The organism is Cyanobacteriota bacterium, from assembly GCA_027618255.1.
Taxonomy (GTDB): Bacteria; Cyanobacteriota; Vampirovibrionia; order LMEP-6097; family LMEP-6097; genus JABHOV01.
This window is the reverse complement of record JAQCFG010000023.1, coordinates 1-16,521: the sequence shown is the minus strand read 5'-3', so window position 1 is coordinate 16,521 and position 16,521 is coordinate 1. Positions and strand designations below refer to the sequence as shown.

18 protein-coding genes are annotated in these 16,521 nt (G+C 39.3%); 12 read left to right on the top strand and 6 right to left on the bottom strand.

The window, feature by feature from the left end; all coding sequences use genetic code 11:
• The first annotated feature begins 39 nt into the window (after positions 1–39).
• The 8 genes from mnmA to truA all read left to right on the top strand — a co-directional run bounded on the left by mnmA (position 40) and on the right by truA (position 7,277).
• Positions 40–1,170, top strand: a complete 1,131-nt coding sequence (gene mnmA, locus O3C63_04735) for a tRNA 2-thiouridine(34) synthase MnmA (protein MDA0772231.1) — start codon at positions 40–42, stop codon at positions 1,168–1,170.
• Complete coding sequence (locus O3C63_04730) at positions 1,171–2,088, top strand: aspartate carbamoyltransferase catalytic subunit (protein ID MDA0772230.1); 918 nt, start codon at positions 1,171–1,173, stop codon at positions 2,086–2,088.
• A complete protein-coding gene (locus O3C63_04725; protein ID MDA0772229.1) occupies positions 2,078–2,596 on the top strand; it encodes a hypothetical protein in 519 nt (172 codons plus the stop codon). The genes O3C63_04730 and O3C63_04725 overlap by 11 nt, the downstream gene beginning before the upstream one ends.
• A 626-nt stretch (positions 2,597–3,222) precedes the next feature.
• Positions 3,223–4,491: an ATP-binding protein gene (locus tag O3C63_04720; protein MDA0772228.1), complete on the top strand. Its 1,269-nt coding sequence runs from the start codon at positions 3,223–3,225 to the stop codon at positions 4,489–4,491.
• Positions 4,492–4,497: 6 nt separating this feature from the next.
• Complete coding sequence (locus O3C63_04715) at positions 4,498–5,268, top strand: dihydroorotate dehydrogenase electron transfer subunit (GenBank protein MDA0772227.1); 771 nt, start codon at positions 4,498–4,500, stop codon at positions 5,266–5,268.
• A gap of 26 nt (positions 5,269–5,294) precedes the next feature.
• Positions 5,295–5,864 (top strand): nucleotide exchange factor GrpE, encoded by a 570-nt coding sequence (locus O3C63_04710; GenBank protein MDA0772226.1) that lies wholly within the window; start codon positions 5,295–5,297, stop codon positions 5,862–5,864.
• 3 nt (positions 5,865–5,867) lie between these two features.
• Positions 5,868–6,542 carry a TrkA family potassium uptake protein gene (locus tag O3C63_04705; protein ID MDA0772225.1) on the top strand — a complete coding sequence of 225 codons (675 nt, stop codon included), beginning with the start codon at positions 5,868–5,870 and terminating at the stop codon, positions 6,540–6,542.
• Positions 6,543–7,277, top strand: a complete 735-nt coding sequence (truA, locus tag O3C63_04700) for a tRNA pseudouridine(38-40) synthase TruA (GenBank protein MDA0772224.1) — start codon at positions 6,543–6,545, stop codon at positions 7,275–7,277. It abuts the gene before it with no gap.
• Positions 7,278–7,578: 301 nt separating this feature from the next.
• Here truA and O3C63_04695 read toward each other — a convergent pair whose 3' ends face one another.
• The 4 genes from O3C63_04695 to O3C63_04680 form a co-directional block, all read right to left on the bottom strand.
• The gene (locus tag O3C63_04695) at positions 7,579–8,166 is read right to left on the bottom strand and encodes a hypothetical protein (GenBank protein ID MDA0772223.1); all 588 of its coding nucleotides are present in this window, start codon (positions 8,164–8,166) and stop codon (positions 7,579–7,581) included.
• Positions 8,167–8,233: 67 nt separating this feature from the next.
• Positions 8,234–8,710 (bottom strand): transcriptional regulator NrdR, encoded by a 477-nt coding sequence (gene nrdR, locus O3C63_04690; GenBank protein ID MDA0772222.1) that lies wholly within the window; start codon positions 8,708–8,710, stop codon positions 8,234–8,236.
• 2 nt (positions 8,711–8,712) lie between these two features.
• The gene (locus tag O3C63_04685; protein ID MDA0772221.1) at positions 8,713–9,612 is read right to left on the bottom strand and encodes an S-layer homology domain-containing protein; all 900 of its coding nucleotides are present in this window, start codon (positions 9,610–9,612) and stop codon (positions 8,713–8,715) included.
• Positions 9,613–9,654: 42 nt separating this feature from the next.
• Positions 9,655–9,855, bottom strand: a complete 201-nt coding sequence (locus O3C63_04680; GenBank protein ID MDA0772220.1) for a hypothetical protein — start codon at positions 9,853–9,855, stop codon at positions 9,655–9,657.
• A 185-nt stretch (positions 9,856–10,040) separates the two neighbouring features.
• On the opposite strand from O3C63_04680, the gene ispF reads away from it, so the two are divergent.
• Positions 10,041–10,514 (top strand): 2-C-methyl-D-erythritol 2,4-cyclodiphosphate synthase, encoded by a 474-nt coding sequence (gene ispF / locus O3C63_04675; GenBank protein ID MDA0772219.1) that lies wholly within the window; start codon positions 10,041–10,043, stop codon positions 10,512–10,514.
• 456 nt (positions 10,515–10,970) lie between these two features.
• Here ispF and glyS read toward each other — a convergent pair whose 3' ends face one another.
• Positions 10,971–13,079 (bottom strand): glycine--tRNA ligase subunit beta, encoded by a 2,109-nt coding sequence (glyS, locus tag O3C63_04670; protein ID MDA0772218.1) that lies wholly within the window; start codon positions 13,077–13,079, stop codon positions 10,971–10,973.
• Between glyS and yidD the strand changes: the two genes are divergently transcribed.
• The 3 genes from yidD to rodA all read left to right on the top strand — a co-directional run bounded on the left by yidD (position 13,078) and on the right by rodA (position 15,489).
• Positions 13,078–13,305 (top strand): membrane protein insertion efficiency factor YidD, encoded by a 228-nt coding sequence (gene yidD / locus O3C63_04665; protein ID MDA0772217.1) that lies wholly within the window; start codon positions 13,078–13,080, stop codon positions 13,303–13,305. The genes glyS and yidD overlap by 2 nt on opposite strands.
• On the top strand, positions 13,302–14,084 hold the full coding sequence (locus tag O3C63_04660; GenBank protein MDA0772216.1) for a carbon-nitrogen hydrolase family protein: 783 nt from the start codon (positions 13,302–13,304) through the stop codon (positions 14,082–14,084). Before yidD ends, O3C63_04660 begins: the two co-directional genes overlap by 4 nt.
• A 139-nt stretch (positions 14,085–14,223) precedes the next feature.
• On the top strand, positions 14,224–15,489 hold the full coding sequence (gene rodA, locus O3C63_04655; protein ID MDA0772215.1) for a rod shape-determining protein RodA: 1,266 nt from the start codon (positions 14,224–14,226) through the stop codon (positions 15,487–15,489).
• A gap of 12 nt (positions 15,490–15,501) precedes the next feature.
• Here the strand turns inward: rodA and O3C63_04650 are convergent, their stop codons facing one another.
• A complete protein-coding gene (locus O3C63_04650) occupies positions 15,502–16,395 on the bottom strand; it encodes a M23 family metallopeptidase (GenBank protein MDA0772214.1) in 894 nt (297 codons plus the stop codon).
• Positions 16,396–16,521 lie beyond the last annotated feature (126 nt).

Below are 16,521 nucleotides of genomic sequence, written 5' to 3'. Positions count from 1 at the left end.
GGCTAGACCTAGGTACTAGGTCAGCAAATCGAGGTCTAAATGGCACTAATTACTAGTAAAAAGAGCCTGGAGCAGGGCCAAAATTATTTACCGGATCCTAAAAAATCCAAGATTGCTGTAGCCATGAGTGGTGGAGTTGATAGCTCAGCAGCTTTAGCAATTCTCAAAAACCTTGGTTATGACGTAGTTGGAATTACAGCCTGGATTATTTCTGGATCAGGACGCTGTTGCGATAATGGAGTGGTTGATGCAGTCAAAGTCTGCGACCAACTCGGTGTAGAACATCATGCCATTGATCTTCGTAAGGAATTTGCCGATGGTATCATCCGTGATTTTCATGAGTCTTATGCTCGAGGTGAAACTCCGATCCCCTGCATCAGTTGCAACAATGATGTCAAATGGGGATCTTTACTTGCTTATTCAATAGAGAAACTTGGAGCAACTCATCTTGCATCTGGTCACTATGCCAAACTTGGCAAACAAGCAGATGATAGTTTTACAATGTTGCGTCCCAAAGAAACCAATAAAGATCAGAGCTATATGCTCTGGGGACTAACACAAGATCAGCTTGCCAAGACGGTTTTTCCTCTTGCTGACTTGGATAAAGACGAAGTAAGAAAGATAGCAGAAGAAAATAATTTATGCGTAGCCAATAAACCAGAATCACAAGACATTTGTTTTGTCAGTAATGGCATGACCAACTCTGACTATTTAACTAAAATCCTTGGCGAAAAACCTGGTGAAATTATTGAAATAGAATCAGGCGAAGTACTCGGCAAACACAAAGGTAGCTTCAACTATACCTATGGGCAACGTAAGGGACTTGGCATCGCTTACCCAGAACCACTTTATGTAGTCAAAACTGATCCTTTAACAAACAAGGTCTACGTCGGTACTCGCGATAAAATCAAAGGACAAAAAGCCTTTGCCAAAGATCGAAATATCATCAGCAAAATTGATGGCGATAGTTTCATGTCCCTGGTTAAGATCAGATACAACATGGAAGCCGTGCCCGCTATGGTCAAACTCATTGGTGAAACAGAGCTAGAAGTAGATTTCATTGATCCTATTGATGCAATTACACCAGGTCAGGCAATCGCCCTCTATGACAGAGAGACCGGTCAAGAATTGATTGGTGGTGCTTGGATAGTAGGAGAGGAGCGCAAGTAAATGGCAATCCAGACTAAAATGCGCAAGGACCTTATATTACTAAAAGAGTTTAGTACCGAAGAGATTAATTCCATTCTTGATAGAGGTGATTTTTGGGCGGAGAACCCAAACTCACAAATCTCAAGCGCACCTCGCACAGTTGCAAACCCAGTAGTTGTAAATTTATTTTTTGAACCAAGTACTCGTACTAGATTCTCTTTTGAACTTGCAGCAAAGAAGCTCGGTTATCACGTACTCAATTTTGATGCCAAAAACGCAAGCACCGAAAAAGGTGAGACGCTCTATGATACATTACGTACTTTTGAGGCGATGGGAGTTAACACAGCCATCATAAGAACCCGTGAGGAAGGGATTTTGCAAGAAATTGCTCCACTAGTGAATGTCTCGCTTATCAATGCTGGAGCAGGTGCTAATGAGCATCCAACTCAAGGCTTGCTTGATCTTCTAACCATTAGACAAGAATTTGGTCGCATTGAAGGACTCAAAGTTGCGATAGTTGGAGATATCAAGCATAGTCGCGTAGCGAACTCTAATATCGTTGCACTTTCCAAATTTGGTGCTGACATAAGCATTGCTGGACCAGAACAATGGATGCCATCAGAGCTAGAGACTAATGTGGAAATCAAATCAGTTGATGATGCCATGATTGATGCTGATGTGGTGATGATGCTTCGAGTACAGTCAGAACGTCATGCTTTAACTAATACAATTGATAATTACTTAGAGTCATACGGTCTCAACAAAACTCGCTTTGCCAAACTCAAAGACACTGCAATCATTATGCACCCAGCTCCGTTTAATCGCGGTATAGAGATAGATGGTGATTTAATCGAACAAGCTAATTCAAGAATTTATAAACAAGTGGCTAACGGTGTTGCTATTAGAATGGCTGTGCTTGAACTTTGTAATGCTGGCTAAAATGAGTTTAAAACTAACAGATCTTGAAAAGCTCGACGCCTACGCCCATAAGTGCATTGCCTACGCAAGAGAAGCCGAAACAAGCATTATTAGAGACTTCTATATTATAGATTTTTATCGAGTTGATGATTATTCAGAGAAAGAGCTTAGAGAGATGCATTGGCCTGGAACACTTTTAGTGAAGAATTTTATAACAGAACGAAATAATATTCTGAAAAATACTCAGCAACTTAAAGATTTATCACGTAAATGGCCAAAGCTTTTCCCAAGTTTGAGAAAGACAAATTCTATGTATCCTCAACTATGGGTTAAGAATATCTTTACCTTAATAAGAGCACTATATCTTTCCGAACAGATAGGCATAGACGTTGCTGACATATGTACTAGATTTGCTCAAGATTTTCAAGTGCTCTTAGGAAATCTCTCGAAGAAAGGAGCTAGATTAATTGAATCTGCCTATAATATACTTAGTCCTTTAGAATTAAGTAATTTAAAAAAGTCAAGCTAATGCAAGAATTTATAAACAAGTGGCTAATGGTGTTGCTATTAGAATGGCTGTGCTTGAACTTTGTAATGCAGTTTAGGAATTTTCTCTTGCCTTAAGTTTTGCTACAATAACACGCAATGATTCCATTAGAGCCCTCAAATGGGATCGATAAATATCAAAAAGAGACTTAAAAATATTCTCAAGCTTGTCTCCTAGCTTTGGTACTAGTCCCTTACTAAATGCTTCATTGTATTCTCTAAAAAACTTCAGAACATCGCCGAATATAGTCAGAGAATTTTCAGAAAATTTTTTATTTACGTTTAGCATTTCTTTTAATGTGTCAACCTCGCCATCGCCGTTGCTTTGAATGTATCTAGCTTTGTCGAGCTATGTTGAGTTTTGGTCACATGTTGCCGATGTTTTTGTTGACAATTCAAAGTACTTCTGTCTCTTCAATTCAAGAGCTGACCATAATCGCCTGATTTCAGATTGGGTGGGGAAGTTAGTTAATTGCATATCAATATATTAACATAATATTGTCGCAATGCAACTCATATATTTCCTGAAATAGAAGGAAACTATCGCCCCAATCTTTCCTGATATAAAAGCTTTAAATAGGGTATAATTTCCTTATAAGAAGGGAAACCATGTCCAAGAAAAAAGAATTTAAGCTTATAATACAGGAGTTTATTGAAATAGACTTACCTGAGCTTGACCATAGAAAAGAAACAGACTTAGACCTTAAATCAAACAAAATACAAGTGCTCTATGGCCCCAGACGCAGTGGCAAGACTTTTTATTTTTATCAATTAATTAAGCAATTGCGCAAAAACAAAATTGCCAAAGAGAAAATCATTTATATCAATTTTGAAGATGACAGGATACTACCTCTTGAGTCTTGTGATTTAGATAGCCTAATTCAAGCCTATAATGAGCTTTATCCTCAAAATGACCAAGTCTATTTTTTCTTTGATGAAATTCAAAACATCAGTGGCTGGGAAACTTTTATAAGACGGCTTGATGATAAAACTCAAGCGAAGATTTTTATAACTGGATCATCAGCGACTCTCTTGAGTAAAGAAATTGCTAGTTCTTTGCGTGGTAGATCAATTAGCTATCCCTTATTCCCATTGGATTTTGGTGAGTATCTTCAATTTAGAGGATTCAAGCTCAAAGATAACTATCAATATTCTAAACAACGTTTTGAAATCATGAAAATGCTTGATGAGTATTTGGAAGAGGGTGGCTTTCCTGAAATTGTCCTCAATAAGAATAAAGAACAGGATAAAAAAATACTTCAAGAATATTTTAATTCAATTGTCTATAGAGACCTTGTTGATAGATATTCTTTGCGCAACACTAACTTGCTCAAAGACTTACTCAAACATCTCTTTGCAAATATCACCAAAGAATTTTCGGCACATAGTTATTACAAGAGCATCAAACAAAATATGAGTGTCTCCAAAGATACTATCTATGAATACCTCTCATATATAGAAGAAGCTCAAGCTTTTTACTTCTTGCCCCAGTTCTCATACTCACTCAAAGAGCAAAGAGTAAACCAGAAAAAAATAGTTTGCATAGATAATGGTCTGCGCAATCGAATTAGCTTTAGATTTTCCCCTGATACAGGGAAACTAGCAGAAAATATAGTCGGATTGGAGCTAATTAAAAAACATGAACAAGTCTTTTACTACCAAGGTAAACAAGAAGTCGATTTTATCACTCAAGATGGCAAAAAGCTAAGCGCTATTAATGTAAGCTATGGCGATGAAATTGATCCAAGAGAAATAACAGGACTTTTGGAATTTGCCAAAGAACACCCAAAAACAGACTTAATATTATTAACCAAAGATATTGAAGATCAAAAAGATGGCATTAAACTAATTCCTTTATGGGAATGGTTGCTAAAATAATCCCTAATGCCCCAGCAAGTCAAACTAAAAATCAAAAGCAACGAGTTAATTGCCGACAAGATCTATAAACTAGTTTTGGCTGGTGATTATGATCTTGATGATTATTTGCCTGGCAAATTTTTGCACATTAAATGCAGTGATAGTTCAGTACCTCTATTAAGAAGACCCATGAGCGTTTGCAATATTGATGATGCTGGCAAGGAGATGGTTGTGCTTTATAGAGCCGACGGTGAAGGTACCAAAATTCTTGCTGCAAGAAAAGCTGGTGACTTGCTTGATACACTCGCGCCGCTTGGAGTGCATTTTCCAATAGAAGAAGTGAAAGCGGGAGACAAAATACTGCTCATCGGCGGAGGCATTGGAGTGCCACCGCTATATTACCTAGGACGCAAACTCAAGCAGCGTGGTGCTCTGATTAAATCAATACTTGGTTTTAATTCTGGCAAAGATGTTTTTTACGAAAAAGAATTTAGCGAACTAGGTAAGACTCTAATTACAACTATAGACGGGACTCATGGACACAAAGGTCTTGTTACAGATCTTATGGACAACTCCTATGACTTTCTTTATACTTGCGGACCGACAGCGATGCTTAAAGCAGTTCAAGCCAAATCCGCCAAAGCCAAACTTGGATATATGTCGTTAGAAGAACGCATGGGCTGCGGCATCGGTGCCTGCTTAGCTTGCGTGAGCAAATCCACTGACCCCAATTGCACTTCATATAATCGAGTTTGTACTGAGGGCCCGGTTTTTGCGATTGATGCTATAAAGCTCTAAGGTACTGCTATAATATAAACTTGATCATGAAAGACAAAGTAAATACAGATATCGGAGATTTACATTCTGCTAACGACGACAAAGATGTTGATAAGGCCTGGTCTCAATCAGCTGAACCGACAGAGCCTGCTAATACAGAATTACTGCCTAAGCTTGAAGAGCTGCAAAGCCAATATAAAGAACTCGATGATCAGTACAAACGTCTTTGGGCTGATCAACAAAACATGGTCAAACGTAGCCAAAAAGAAAAACAAGACATGGCTAAATATGCAGCTTTTGCTACTTTAGATGCAATTTTGCCTGCTTTAGACAATTTTGAATTTGCCAAAAAAAGTATCAACGACAATACCAGTATCGATGATTGCATCAAAAGCATAGATATGTTGCAAACTCAGATTCTTATGAGTCTCAAATCTGTTGGCTTAACTGAGATACAAACAGATGGACTTTTTAATGCTGAACTTCATGAAGCAGTTAGCAATATAGCTGATCCTGAAAAAGAAGAAGGAAGTATCGTTGAGGTACTCAAAAAAGGATATAAACTAAATGATAGGGTACTAAGAGTTGCGACTGTAGTTGTTAGTACCAAGGAGTAATTGATGTTAGAAAAGAAACAAAATTTTTTGGTGATAGGACTAGGACGCTTTGGTAGTAACGTAGCCAAAGTACTATATGAAAATGGTCACAATGTACTTGCTGTTGATAGTGGTGCTTGTGAAGTGCAATCTGTAATTGACCAAAAACTAGTTGCTGATGCAATCCAACTTGATTGTACAGATGCCAATAGTCTCAAAAAACTTGACCTCGACAAATTCGATGCCGCAGTTGTTGCTATAGGTTCCAGTATTGAAGATAGTGTTTTAGTTGCTGCCAACCTCAAAGAGTTTGGAGTAAACAAAGTCGTAGCCAAAGCCAGTAGTACAATGCATGGCAAGATCTTAGAAAGACTCGGGGTTGATACAATCGTTTATCCGGAAGCAGAGATGGGAAGATCAGTTGCCAGACAACTACTTGGACTTAATTTCCTTGAGGAATTTGCACTCAATGAAAATTTCAGTATCGCAGAACTCGCGCTACCTAAAAAATATGCTGGTCAAACCATCTTAGAGACTGATATTCGCAGCAAACACCATCTCAATATCTTAGCAATTAGACGTGCTGGTGGTCACTTCAGCGTATCACCAAGCGCTAGTACTTCATTACAAAAAGACGATTATCTCTTGGTCATCGGTACTGGTGAAGACATTGGTAATTTCAAAACTATTGATTCCTAAGTGCCGAATTATAAAATCATTTTAGAATACAATGGTGCCAAGTTTGCTGGCTCACAAATCCAACCAAACAAACGTACTGTAGAAGCCGAGCTCAAACAAGTTCTTAATTTATTTTTTGGTCCCCAAGGAAGCTTTCAACAAAACCCCACAATAGAAACTACCTTCTCGAGTAGAACAGATTCAGGAGTACATGCTTTTGGTCAAGTGGTTAATTTCAAACTATCTCAAGAGATTGAAGATCTGGACAATCCATACCAAGTACTTGCAGCACTCAACGCAAACCTGCCTGAGGACATGGTTATAACCAAGATTCAAGAAGTGTCTTGGAATTTCAACGCTAGGTTTGACGCCACTGCCCGTGAGTATCTCTACAAAATATTTATTCGTAGACACAGACCTGTATTGAGACTAGATAGTATGGCTTGGCACAAAGAAGAACTTGACTTTGACAAGATGGCAGCACATGCCGCAAGCTATCTTGGCGAACATGACTTTAGTACCTATGCCAAGCTTGAAGAAGGCGACTCCGGAATTTGCAATGTCAGCAAATCAGAACTCATCAAAGAATCTCCTATTTGCTTTAAATATAAAATCAAAGCCAATCGCTTCCTTAGACATATGGTTAGAAGAATGGTTGGCGAGCTTATCCTAGTTGGTCAAGGCAAAGAAGCAAGTCCCAAATTCACCAGCCCTGCTGAAGGGCTTTGTTTGGTCAAGGTTGAGTATAATGATTAAAATTGAAAGCCGTCATAGATAGTAAGCACAAATCTTCAGATACTAGAATAGACCTCTTTCGAAACCGAAGGTTTCGTGTAATGATGTCTTACAAAAGACCCAAAATCTTCGATTTTGGTAGAGTTCTTTCGGACCCATTTATGGGTTTCGCAAGAACTCTAATTAACTAAAATCATAAATCAGTGTCAAGAGGCTTATATGCAAGGCTTGCGAAACGATGATAAGGCTGAGTTGACTGAGCCGTCAATGATGACTTATCATCCGTGAGCATAACGCAGCAGATAAGTCTATTGGCGTTGATTTAGTCGCAGGTGCCGTAAGAGTAAATAGTGGCACCCTCTTTATCAGAAGCACACTCACTTTCAAACTCTTTATGAACTTCTTTAAGTCCATTAAAACAATCCTGGCTACCTTCTCGACATTTAACCTTGACTATTGAGCACACTGGAGATCCTTGATGGGGGCACTCCTTTGTTCTAATGTAGTTGGTAATTGAGTTTGTGATGTCATAGGCACCTGATGCTGTTTTACGGAAGGTCTTAAGATGCAATTGAACAGATGATCTATTTGGTCGACCAAAAGTATCTGGTAAAATCTCTACTACAAAGTCAACATAGCCATTCGCGCCACCTTCAATTGTTTTGTTTTGTGCACCTATAATTCTTGCTCTAGGACCATCAGGCTTAGTTGAAAGTTGAGCTTGTACAATATCTATATCAGAAGGAAGTCCTGAATATCTTAAAGTTGTTTTGGAATCTTTGTATAAGTAAAAAGTTTTATGATCAGCAAAACTAACTTCTTCCAACTTGCCAACATGAGCAGAGCTTACAAGGAAGCTCGTTAATAAAATACTTAGTATGGCAAGGGTTCTCATTTGTTTGTGGATCATTACATTGTATCAAGTCGGCATTTACTTCAATCTCTCTATAAGGTAATTAACCTAGTCTCTAGGTTAATTAGACTAGGATTTCTTGATTAACCCTCTTATCATCAAGGTTTTGTATCTCATCAAGAAATTCAGAAACAGAATTAAAATTTTTAAATATAGAGGCATAGCGAATATAAGCCATTGGTTCTCTGATTTTGAGCTGAGCCATGACCATGGCTCCTAACGCAGTACTTGGTATCTCTCGTCCATATTCCTTGTACATTTGTGTTTCTACAATATCGACAATGTGATCAATAGTCAGTGCTGAAATTTCTGACTTACTACATGAGCGCACAATACTAGAAATCAGTTTATCTCTAGAATAGACTTCTTTGGAGTTGCTACGTTTAGTAACAATCATCGGGCTAAATTCTACTCTCTCGTATGTAGTAAAACGCTGCTCACATTCAAGACACTCTCGTCTTCTTCTCATTGAACCGCCATCATCTGCCGATCTGCTCTCAAGAACTTTGAGTTGTTCAGATTCACAAAAAGGACACTGCATAATTATTCACCAATTGGTTCGAGGTATTCAACCTCAGAAAAGTTTTCGTTGGGATAGCTCTCATCAGCGTAGAGTCCATCAAAATCTTGTTGTAATTGTTCAATCTCTGAAAGTGGGGCTGCAATAGCAGCTTGTTGACCAGTAATTGATGAATGTGTTTCAAGAGTTGCAGTTCCTCCCACTTGCGGCAAAGCCACTGGTAAAGTAGCAGCTTCTTCAACCAACTCGTCTTCTAAAGTCGTTGCTTGGCTCTGAGCTTGCAAACGTTTCTTGCGTCTCAGTCTGCTGCTTCTGGCACTTGATGTAACATGATTAACACCTCGTCCAATACTCTTAACATCATTGAAGACACCTTTAACTAAAGTACCAACCAATAATCCTTTGTTATCGAGTTTATGAATCTTGGATTCAGCAAGTGCTATCCTTTGATTTATCTCATCCATCTTGCCTGGTTCAGCATCGATATTGGCAAGCTCTTCAGCAACAGTGATCACTAATTCATTGAGTTCAGCGATAGTCGCGTTTTGTGATTCGACTTCTGAATTTGCTTGAGCAGCTTTACCTTGAAGATTTTTAAGTTCTGATTGAAATAATTCCATTACCCCAACTATATTTTCTAGATCTTTACGATCAGATTCAATTTCTTGATTATAGTAATCAGTCATCTTAGAAATTGTTTTTGCAAATTCATATCTACTAAGAGCGCGAGTTCCACCAAAATTGCCATTAGGATCGCCTGACATAAACTGATAGTCATCTACTAATTCTTTAACAGCACCAGAAGCCCAATGACTTTTGGGTACATCATAATATCCCTTGCTTGCCGCTTCTACTTTTAAAGCTAAATTCGCCCAGATAAAACTAAGCGCACAAATAACTAATCCAAATCTCTTGTTGGTCATAGGGATAGTATAAACTAGTCTTGTATTCTTCGACAGGTCAGTTCAAGAATTATGAGCCGGGCTCTCGGGTCTGATTATCTTGAGTATGTCTTTGAGTATATGAAATATTCCCTCAATCGATTTATTGAGAACATTATTTAGGTCTGTTGTTTCCAATGAGCTTGCCTGTATAATCACAAAACCAGTATCGATGACTTCTCTAATTCTTGACAGTTTCTCAAGCTCCTTTCTAGCAACATCCACTGAGTTCTGGTGGTTATATGCTGCAGATTCAAGATAACTAATATTCTCTGGTAGAGGATTATCTCTGAAAGAAGCTATTTCATTACTTAGTCTACCAATGTTGTTGCTGGGCTTACCATGTCATAGATAATATCACAAACGGGACTAAAACAAAAGGTATTACTTATTATTGTATAATTAATCCCATGCGCATCGGTCAAGGCTATGACGTTCATAAATTAATCCCTAGTGAAGGCAAGCCCTTGATACTTGGTGGAGTCAAAATTAACCATGAATATAAACTCTTAGGTCATTCAGATGCTGATGTTTTGGTTCATGCCATTGTCGATGCTTTGCTTGGTGCCATGGCGCTTGCCGACATCGGCGCGCATTTCCCAGATAATGATCCGGTCAATAAGGGAGTTAGCAGCATGGTTTTTCTTGAGCATTGCCGTAAACTCCTTAGCGAAAATAATTATTCAATCTCTAATATCGATTCAACTATTATTGCCCAAGCCCCCAAGCTCCGTCCTTATATAGATCAAATGCGTGCCAATATCGCTGACGTCCTTAGCTTGGATATTTCTCAAGTGAGCGTTAAAGCTACAACTACTGAGGGTATTGGTTTTGCCGGTAGGGAAGAAGGGATTGCTGCTGAAGCAGTTGTGCTTTTGAATTAGTTGAATTTCCTTAGCGTCGTCAAAGAGTTTCTGCAATATTTATTTGCAATTGACCAAGAAGCATAGCCAAAATAATTTCTCAAAAAAGGTTTTGTAGCAAAGCGAGTACAGCACAGCTTCAAAGAAGCTGCTGGCTTTGCGAGATTGCTTTTTTGAAAATTGATTTTGAGCTTTGCTTCGGAGTTTTAATAGATTATTAATTGACTAAAAATGCAAAACTCTATTATTACTATTTAATGGCGAAGTACTCAGCAGGATTTATATGCCTACCAAATTTTCTTGACCGGCATGGCCCAACGAATTAATCTTTTGTCGCAGACAAGCAGCTCCAAAATCCTAACCGTGGGCTCCCGTCCGGATCTACGAAAATTGAGGCATATAAACTACCTGCTCCTTGCACCAATGACTAAGTTAAATTGCTTCGAATCTTATACGCAAGCTCTGTAGCAATGACAACTAAAGCAAACTGAAATCACCAATCTGTCCAAAGACCGAATCAGCATAAGCAACAAGCGCCTTGCGATTGGCTTTGACCTTGGCGTCATCAGCGTTAACTAAGACATTATCAAAAAAAGCATTAATGGGCTTTATTGATTTCAATAACTCAGTCCCTTCTAAGTTCTTAGCTAGCGACTCAACAGTAGCAAAGAATTCTTTTTCATAATCAAGTTCAAAAATAGAACTATCTACTTTGCCGGCATTCGTTTCAGCGATATTACTCACTCGACTAATAGCTTCAACCAAACTAGTGAAATCAGCTTGAGCTTTAAGATCATACAAAAGATGAATCATTTGATGGCGTCGATCAAGCTCTGCCAGGCAACCAGGTTTAGCCAAGACAGCACGGTTAATATCCGTTTGTTTATGAGCAAGCTCAAAGACAAAAGGCATACGGGTTTCAAGAAACTCAATCACTTTAGCACTGGTGCCATCCCAATCGAGCTCAGCGACTTGAACTTCTTGACGCTTATCTCCGCGTCCTTTGATCTTGGTAACAATTTCTCCAGCACCAAACTCTGCTTCTTGCAATTTGCAAACCATATTTACCAAGGCTTCAATATTAAAAACCATATGACCATGAAGAATAATCTCAAGCATGCCGTTGGCTTGACGTCTGAGTGCAAAAGGATCAGCAGACCCACTTGGGATTTTACCCAAGGCAAAAGCTGCAACTATATTGTCAAGCTTGTCAGCGATAGCAATCAACTTGCCTCCAATTGTCGACGGCGCTTCATCACCAGCAAATCGTGGTTTGTAATGCTCTTCTATTGCCTTAGCTACAACTTCGTCATAGCCCTGCATGCGAGCGTATACTCCACCAATCTCACCTTGAAGTTCGGTAAATTCAAAAACCAAATTGCAATTGAGATCTGTTTTGGCTAATCTAGTCGCCTGCAAAATCAAAGCCTCATCTTGGACATTAGCAAGCTCTTTGATCAAGAACTTGACTATTTTTTCCATACGATTTGATTTCTCAAGCAAATTACCTTTGAGCGAATTCAAACGAGCGAGTTTCTCAAGTCTCTGCTCTAGTTTAATTTTCATATCTTCTTCAACAAAAAACTCTGCATCCTTGAAACGCGGCACAATTACTTTCTCATTACCAGATTTGATATTGGCGCGAGCAGCTTCAAGAGGATTGTTGCTTACTGCAATAAAATACTTCAAAAGCCTGCCTTCTGCGACAACAGGGATATAGCGCTGATGATTAATCATCACAGTCTTTAAAACACAATCGGGAATCTCCAAAAACTTGGCATCAAAATCACAAAGTATCGGGCTCGGGTTCTCAGTGATCATAATCACTTCATCTAACAAAGCATCATCAAGTACAATCTCTGCATTAACCGAAGCAGCTAGTGCTTTGGCTTCATCAACTATTTTGGACTTGCGTTTCTCTGGATCAATAAACGTACCTTGTTTTTCAAGCTGGTTTTCATATTGCTCGCGAGACTTAATCTCAAAAGCTTCTGGTCCAAGGAAACGATGTCCATAACTCAAATTACTAGATTTAATTCCTGCCACTTCAAATTCAACTTGCTCAGTTTTCGATCCTGTAATCATCAAAGCCGCAATCCATTGCAAAGGTCTAGCAAACTTGAGATCATAATTTGCCCAACGCATAAACCTAATACCTGGTGTGCTTGCAATGATCTCAGGCACAGCTTTTGCCAAGATCACTTTGGGGTCTTGCGCCTTTACTAGCTTCTTGCAATATAAGTAACCATCTGCAAAATATAAATCTGTTTCAGCGACTTGGTTTTTCTTGGCAAAACCTAAAGCAGCTTGCGCCATTGAACCATCTGCAGCTTTGGCGACTGTTTCAGGTGGTCCCTTAATAACTTGTTCTCTGTCTTTGCCAGCAGCATCAATCCCAGAAACATAGAAAAATAATCTGCGCGGCGTATAATTGAGCTCGACAGTGGGGTTTTTTATTAACTCAGCATCAGTTAATGCCGCTACAAGCCCATCTTTGATATGATTAGCGATGTTAAGAATTTGCCCAGCAGGTAATTCCTCTGCGCCAATCTCTAATAAAAAACTAGCCATGTTATCAGCCATCATTAAGTTACTTATTGTAACACTGATCAAATGCTACCAAGCAACCGTTGCCTTCAGGCAACCGAGCTGCCGCTTTAGTCCGAGCTGCTCTCACTATGCTATTGAAGCAATCGACCAGTATGGCATTTGGCGAGGTGTTCGCCTAACAATCTCCAGACTGCTACGATGTCATCCATTTGGAGCCCACGGCTATGACCCAGTCCCACCAAAACGAGGAGATCAAGCTTGAGAGTTGCCGCTATACAAATTAACGCAGGTTCAGACAAAACAGCCAATCTTGCCAAGGCTAAGGATTTTATTAATAGAGCTGAAGCTGATTTTATTGCCCTACCTGAGGTTTTTAATCATCGCGGTAGTGCAGAATCAACCCAAGCCAACGCCGAAGATCCAGACAACTCTCCGTCAATTCAAATGCTTCAAGAACTTGCACTCAAGAAAGGATCTTGGATACTTCTGGGCAGCTTGATGCTCAAATCAAATGAACTTCCTTATAACAGTTCTATTTTAATTTCTCCTCAAGGACTAGTGACTGCGCGCTACGACAAAATTCATTTATTTAATATGAATTACAAAGGTATCGAAATTCGCGAATCAAGTAAAAGCCGAGCTGGCTTGAAACCAGTAATCGCTCAAGTCGATAAGCTCAAACTCGGCATGAGTATTTGTTATGATCTGCGCTTCCCGGAGCTCTATCGTCACTACGCCAAAGAGCGAGTTGAATTAATTAGCGTCCCAAGTTCATTCACCAAAATCACCGGAGAAGCTCACTGGCATTGCCTGCTGCGTGCTCGAGCTATTGAGAATCAAGCTTTTGTCATTGCGCCAAATCAAGCTGGAGACAATCAGGGTGTTAAATGTTTTGGTCATTCACTTATAGTCAATCCATGGGGCGAGATTCTTGCAGAAGCTGGTGAAGAAGAAACCATTATCTATGCTGATCTTGATATGGATGAACTTGCCAAAGTCAGAGCTAAACTTCCGGTTCTGGATCATGCTAGATTGCTTTAATCACCAATGGGTCCAATTCACCGCAGATCGGCTGCGTATTTAAAGTTAGACTGGTTTGGACACATAGAGGTGATTAAAAAAACAATAATCACATCGGGAGCTTCATTGGTCACTGGCGACCATACGCTACAATAACAAAGTGCTGCACACCCTCAAAAGCTTCAATAACAAAGTTCTAATCTTTACAGTATTAGCAATTTTTGTAATTGGCTTGCTGGCACTTTCAACTGCTGCTTCTGGTGCATTTTTTACTAAGCAATTAATCTATGGATCAGTTTCAGCAATTATAGTTTTTGTACTTTATCGGATTTTTGATCTTCATTTCTTTCAAAACAATGCAACAATAATTTATTTTCTCAATATCGCTCTTTTATTAGTCCTCAAAGCACTTGGCTCGACAGTACTTGGCTCACAACGCTGGCTCAAATTAGGACCAGTCAGTATTCAACCAAGTGAAATAGCCAAGGTCTGTCTCATCATTTATCTAGCGGCATGGCTCTCCAAGAACCCAATTCAAGGCTATAAAGATATACTCAAAACCCTTGCAATAGTAGCTTTGCCAGCGAGTTTAGTATTGATTCAACCAGACCTCGGGACAACTCTTGTTTATGTGGCTATTTGTTTTGGAATGTTGTTTTGGGCGGGCGCCAAGCTCATTGAGCTATTGATTCTAGTCTCACCACTACTTACTGCGATCTTTAGTTCATTTGGTAAGGAACTACTTACTTATAATTATGGCAATTTACATTTTGCTCTGACGTTACCTTTCTTGATTTTTATTACTAGTTTACTAACAGTCACTATTGTTTATTACAAAGCATGGCGCTCTCCCTGGATCAGCACCAATATATTTGGGCTAGTTAGCTTTAATCTATTGATTATGGTTTTTAAAACTATTGCTTGGAGTTTTCTCAAGGAATATCAACAAAAGCGACTAACTATTTTTGTAGATCCATACTCTGACCCCCTTGGGGCTGGTTATCATATTATCCAAAGTCTTTATGCAATTGGTAGTGGAGGCATTTGGGGACAAGGTTTCAAGGCTGGCAATCTCACTCAAGGACGTTTCGTGCCTGAGCAACATACTGATTTTATTTTTTCTGCGATTGGTGAGGAGTTTGGTTTTATTGGCACTGGATTAATTATTGTTCTTTATATAGTTCTTTGTCTTAATATCATCACCGCAGCCAAAAACTCCAAAAGTAAATTCAGTGCCTTAATTTCCATTGGTACTTTCTCAATGCTATTTTTTCATATCTTTGTTAACATCGGCATGAACCTGAGCGTAATGCCCATCACCGGCGTACCGCTACCTTTCTTTAGCTATGGTGGCAGTTCACTATTGGTTGATTTGTTTTTGATTAGTTTGGTATTGAAAAGCTCTAAGAATTTAGCTTATAAGTGACGGATCGCAGATCTAAAGCACATCCTCTGTAACAAAGACTTCCGGCTCCACACTAACACCATATAAATAAGTGCCCCAATGCAAATGTGGCCCAGTAGAAATCCCTGTATGTCCAACCTCACCAATTTTCTGTCCCTTGGTCACGGTGTCTCCTTCAGCAACTTCAATCTTGCTCAAGTGCATATAGATAGAGGTCAAAGCATGACCATGATCCAGAAGAATTGTGTTGCCATGAACAGCAAAACCTTCTACTTCTTTACCAGTTGCAATCACTTTGGCATTAGCAGGTGCATAGACAGGAGAGCCCATGGTGCCTGCAAAGTCTAAGCCTTTGTGATAGCTATCAACAGGTCCGCCATTATAAGATCTCTTAACTCCAAACGGACTGGACTTAGCTGCTTGGGATGGATACAAGAACTTGCCTTCCCAAAGCTTGCGATAAGACTGAGTTCTAAGGCTCGAGCCAACTATATTAAGTTCTTTGGCAGTTGCAGAAATTCCACTCTTGTCATCACTCAAAGTGATATGCGAAATACCTTTACCATTGTCTTCAATCTCAACCTGGATGCGCTCTTCCCAATCCTCCAAGCGAGCAAGCACTGAGTATGTACCTGGTTTTGTGAGGTTCTCTACTGGAATCAAAGCTCGATAGCTCTTGTACTTAAGTGCTTCTATTCTTTGGGCTGCATCTATCGGCAACCATTGGTCCGGATCATCGACTCTATACATTTTGTATTCTTGAGTATTAAACCAAACACGCGGCTGTTCTTTAACATTGCGTACAAGTGCTTGAAAAAACTCGCCTTGTTTGAGCGTAGTTTTTTTCAATATTAAATCTGGCACCACACTCTCAACAGGAGTGCAAGCCAAAGAAAACATAATTACTGCAAACAAAAGTCTTTTCATCTATTACATTATAACTTAGACTGACTAGTCGTCTAGGAGCTTGTCATCCAGCCCAACTTTTAGCTAGATTTACTCCAAAATATTAGGAACTCATGTTAAGTTGGGCTAGATGCCCAGCTCATAAAG

What these genes read in the sequence shown, in the direction of transcription:
- O3C63_04720 (MDA0772228.1), top strand. Translation starts at nt 3,223, where the DNA reads ATGTCCAAGAAAAAAGAATTTAAGCTTATAATACAGGAGTTTATTGAA.
- O3C63_04715 (MDA0772227.1), top strand. Translation starts at nt 4,498, where the DNA reads ATGCCCCAGCAAGTCAAACTAAAAATCAAAAGCAACGAGTTAATTGCC.
- nrdR (MDA0772222.1), bottom strand. Translation starts at nt 8,710, where the DNA reads ATGCAGTGTCCTTTTTGTGAATCTGAACAACTCAAAGTTCTTGAGAGC.
- ispF (MDA0772219.1), top strand. Translation starts at nt 10,041, where the DNA reads ATGCGCATCGGTCAAGGCTATGACGTTCATAAATTAATCCCTAGTGAA.
- O3C63_04710 (MDA0772226.1), top strand. Translation starts at nt 5,295, where the DNA reads ATGAAAGACAAAGTAAATACAGATATCGGAGATTTACATTCTGCTAAC.
- O3C63_04650 (MDA0772214.1), bottom strand. Translation starts at nt 16,395, where the DNA reads ATGAAAAGACTTTTGTTTGCAGTAATTATGTTTTCTTTGGCTTGCACT.
- mnmA (MDA0772231.1), top strand. Translation starts at nt 40, where the DNA reads ATGGCACTAATTACTAGTAAAAAGAGCCTGGAGCAGGGCCAAAATTAT.
- O3C63_04725 (MDA0772229.1), top strand. Translation starts at nt 2,078, where the DNA reads ATGCTGGCTAAAATGAGTTTAAAACTAACAGATCTTGAAAAGCTCGAC.
- O3C63_04730 (MDA0772230.1), top strand. Translation starts at nt 1,171, where the DNA reads ATGGCAATCCAGACTAAAATGCGCAAGGACCTTATATTACTAAAAGAG.
- O3C63_04685 (MDA0772221.1), bottom strand. Translation starts at nt 9,612, where the DNA reads ATGACCAACAAGAGATTTGGATTAGTTATTTGTGCGCTTAGTTTTATC.
- O3C63_04705 (MDA0772225.1), top strand. Translation starts at nt 5,868, where the DNA reads ATGTTAGAAAAGAAACAAAATTTTTTGGTGATAGGACTAGGACGCTTT.
- glyS (MDA0772218.1), bottom strand. Translation starts at nt 13,079, where the DNA reads ATGATGGCTGATAACATGGCTAGTTTTTTATTAGAGATTGGCGCAGAG.
- O3C63_04695 (MDA0772223.1), bottom strand. Translation starts at nt 8,166, where the DNA reads ATGATCCACAAACAAATGAGAACCCTTGCCATACTAAGTATTTTATTA.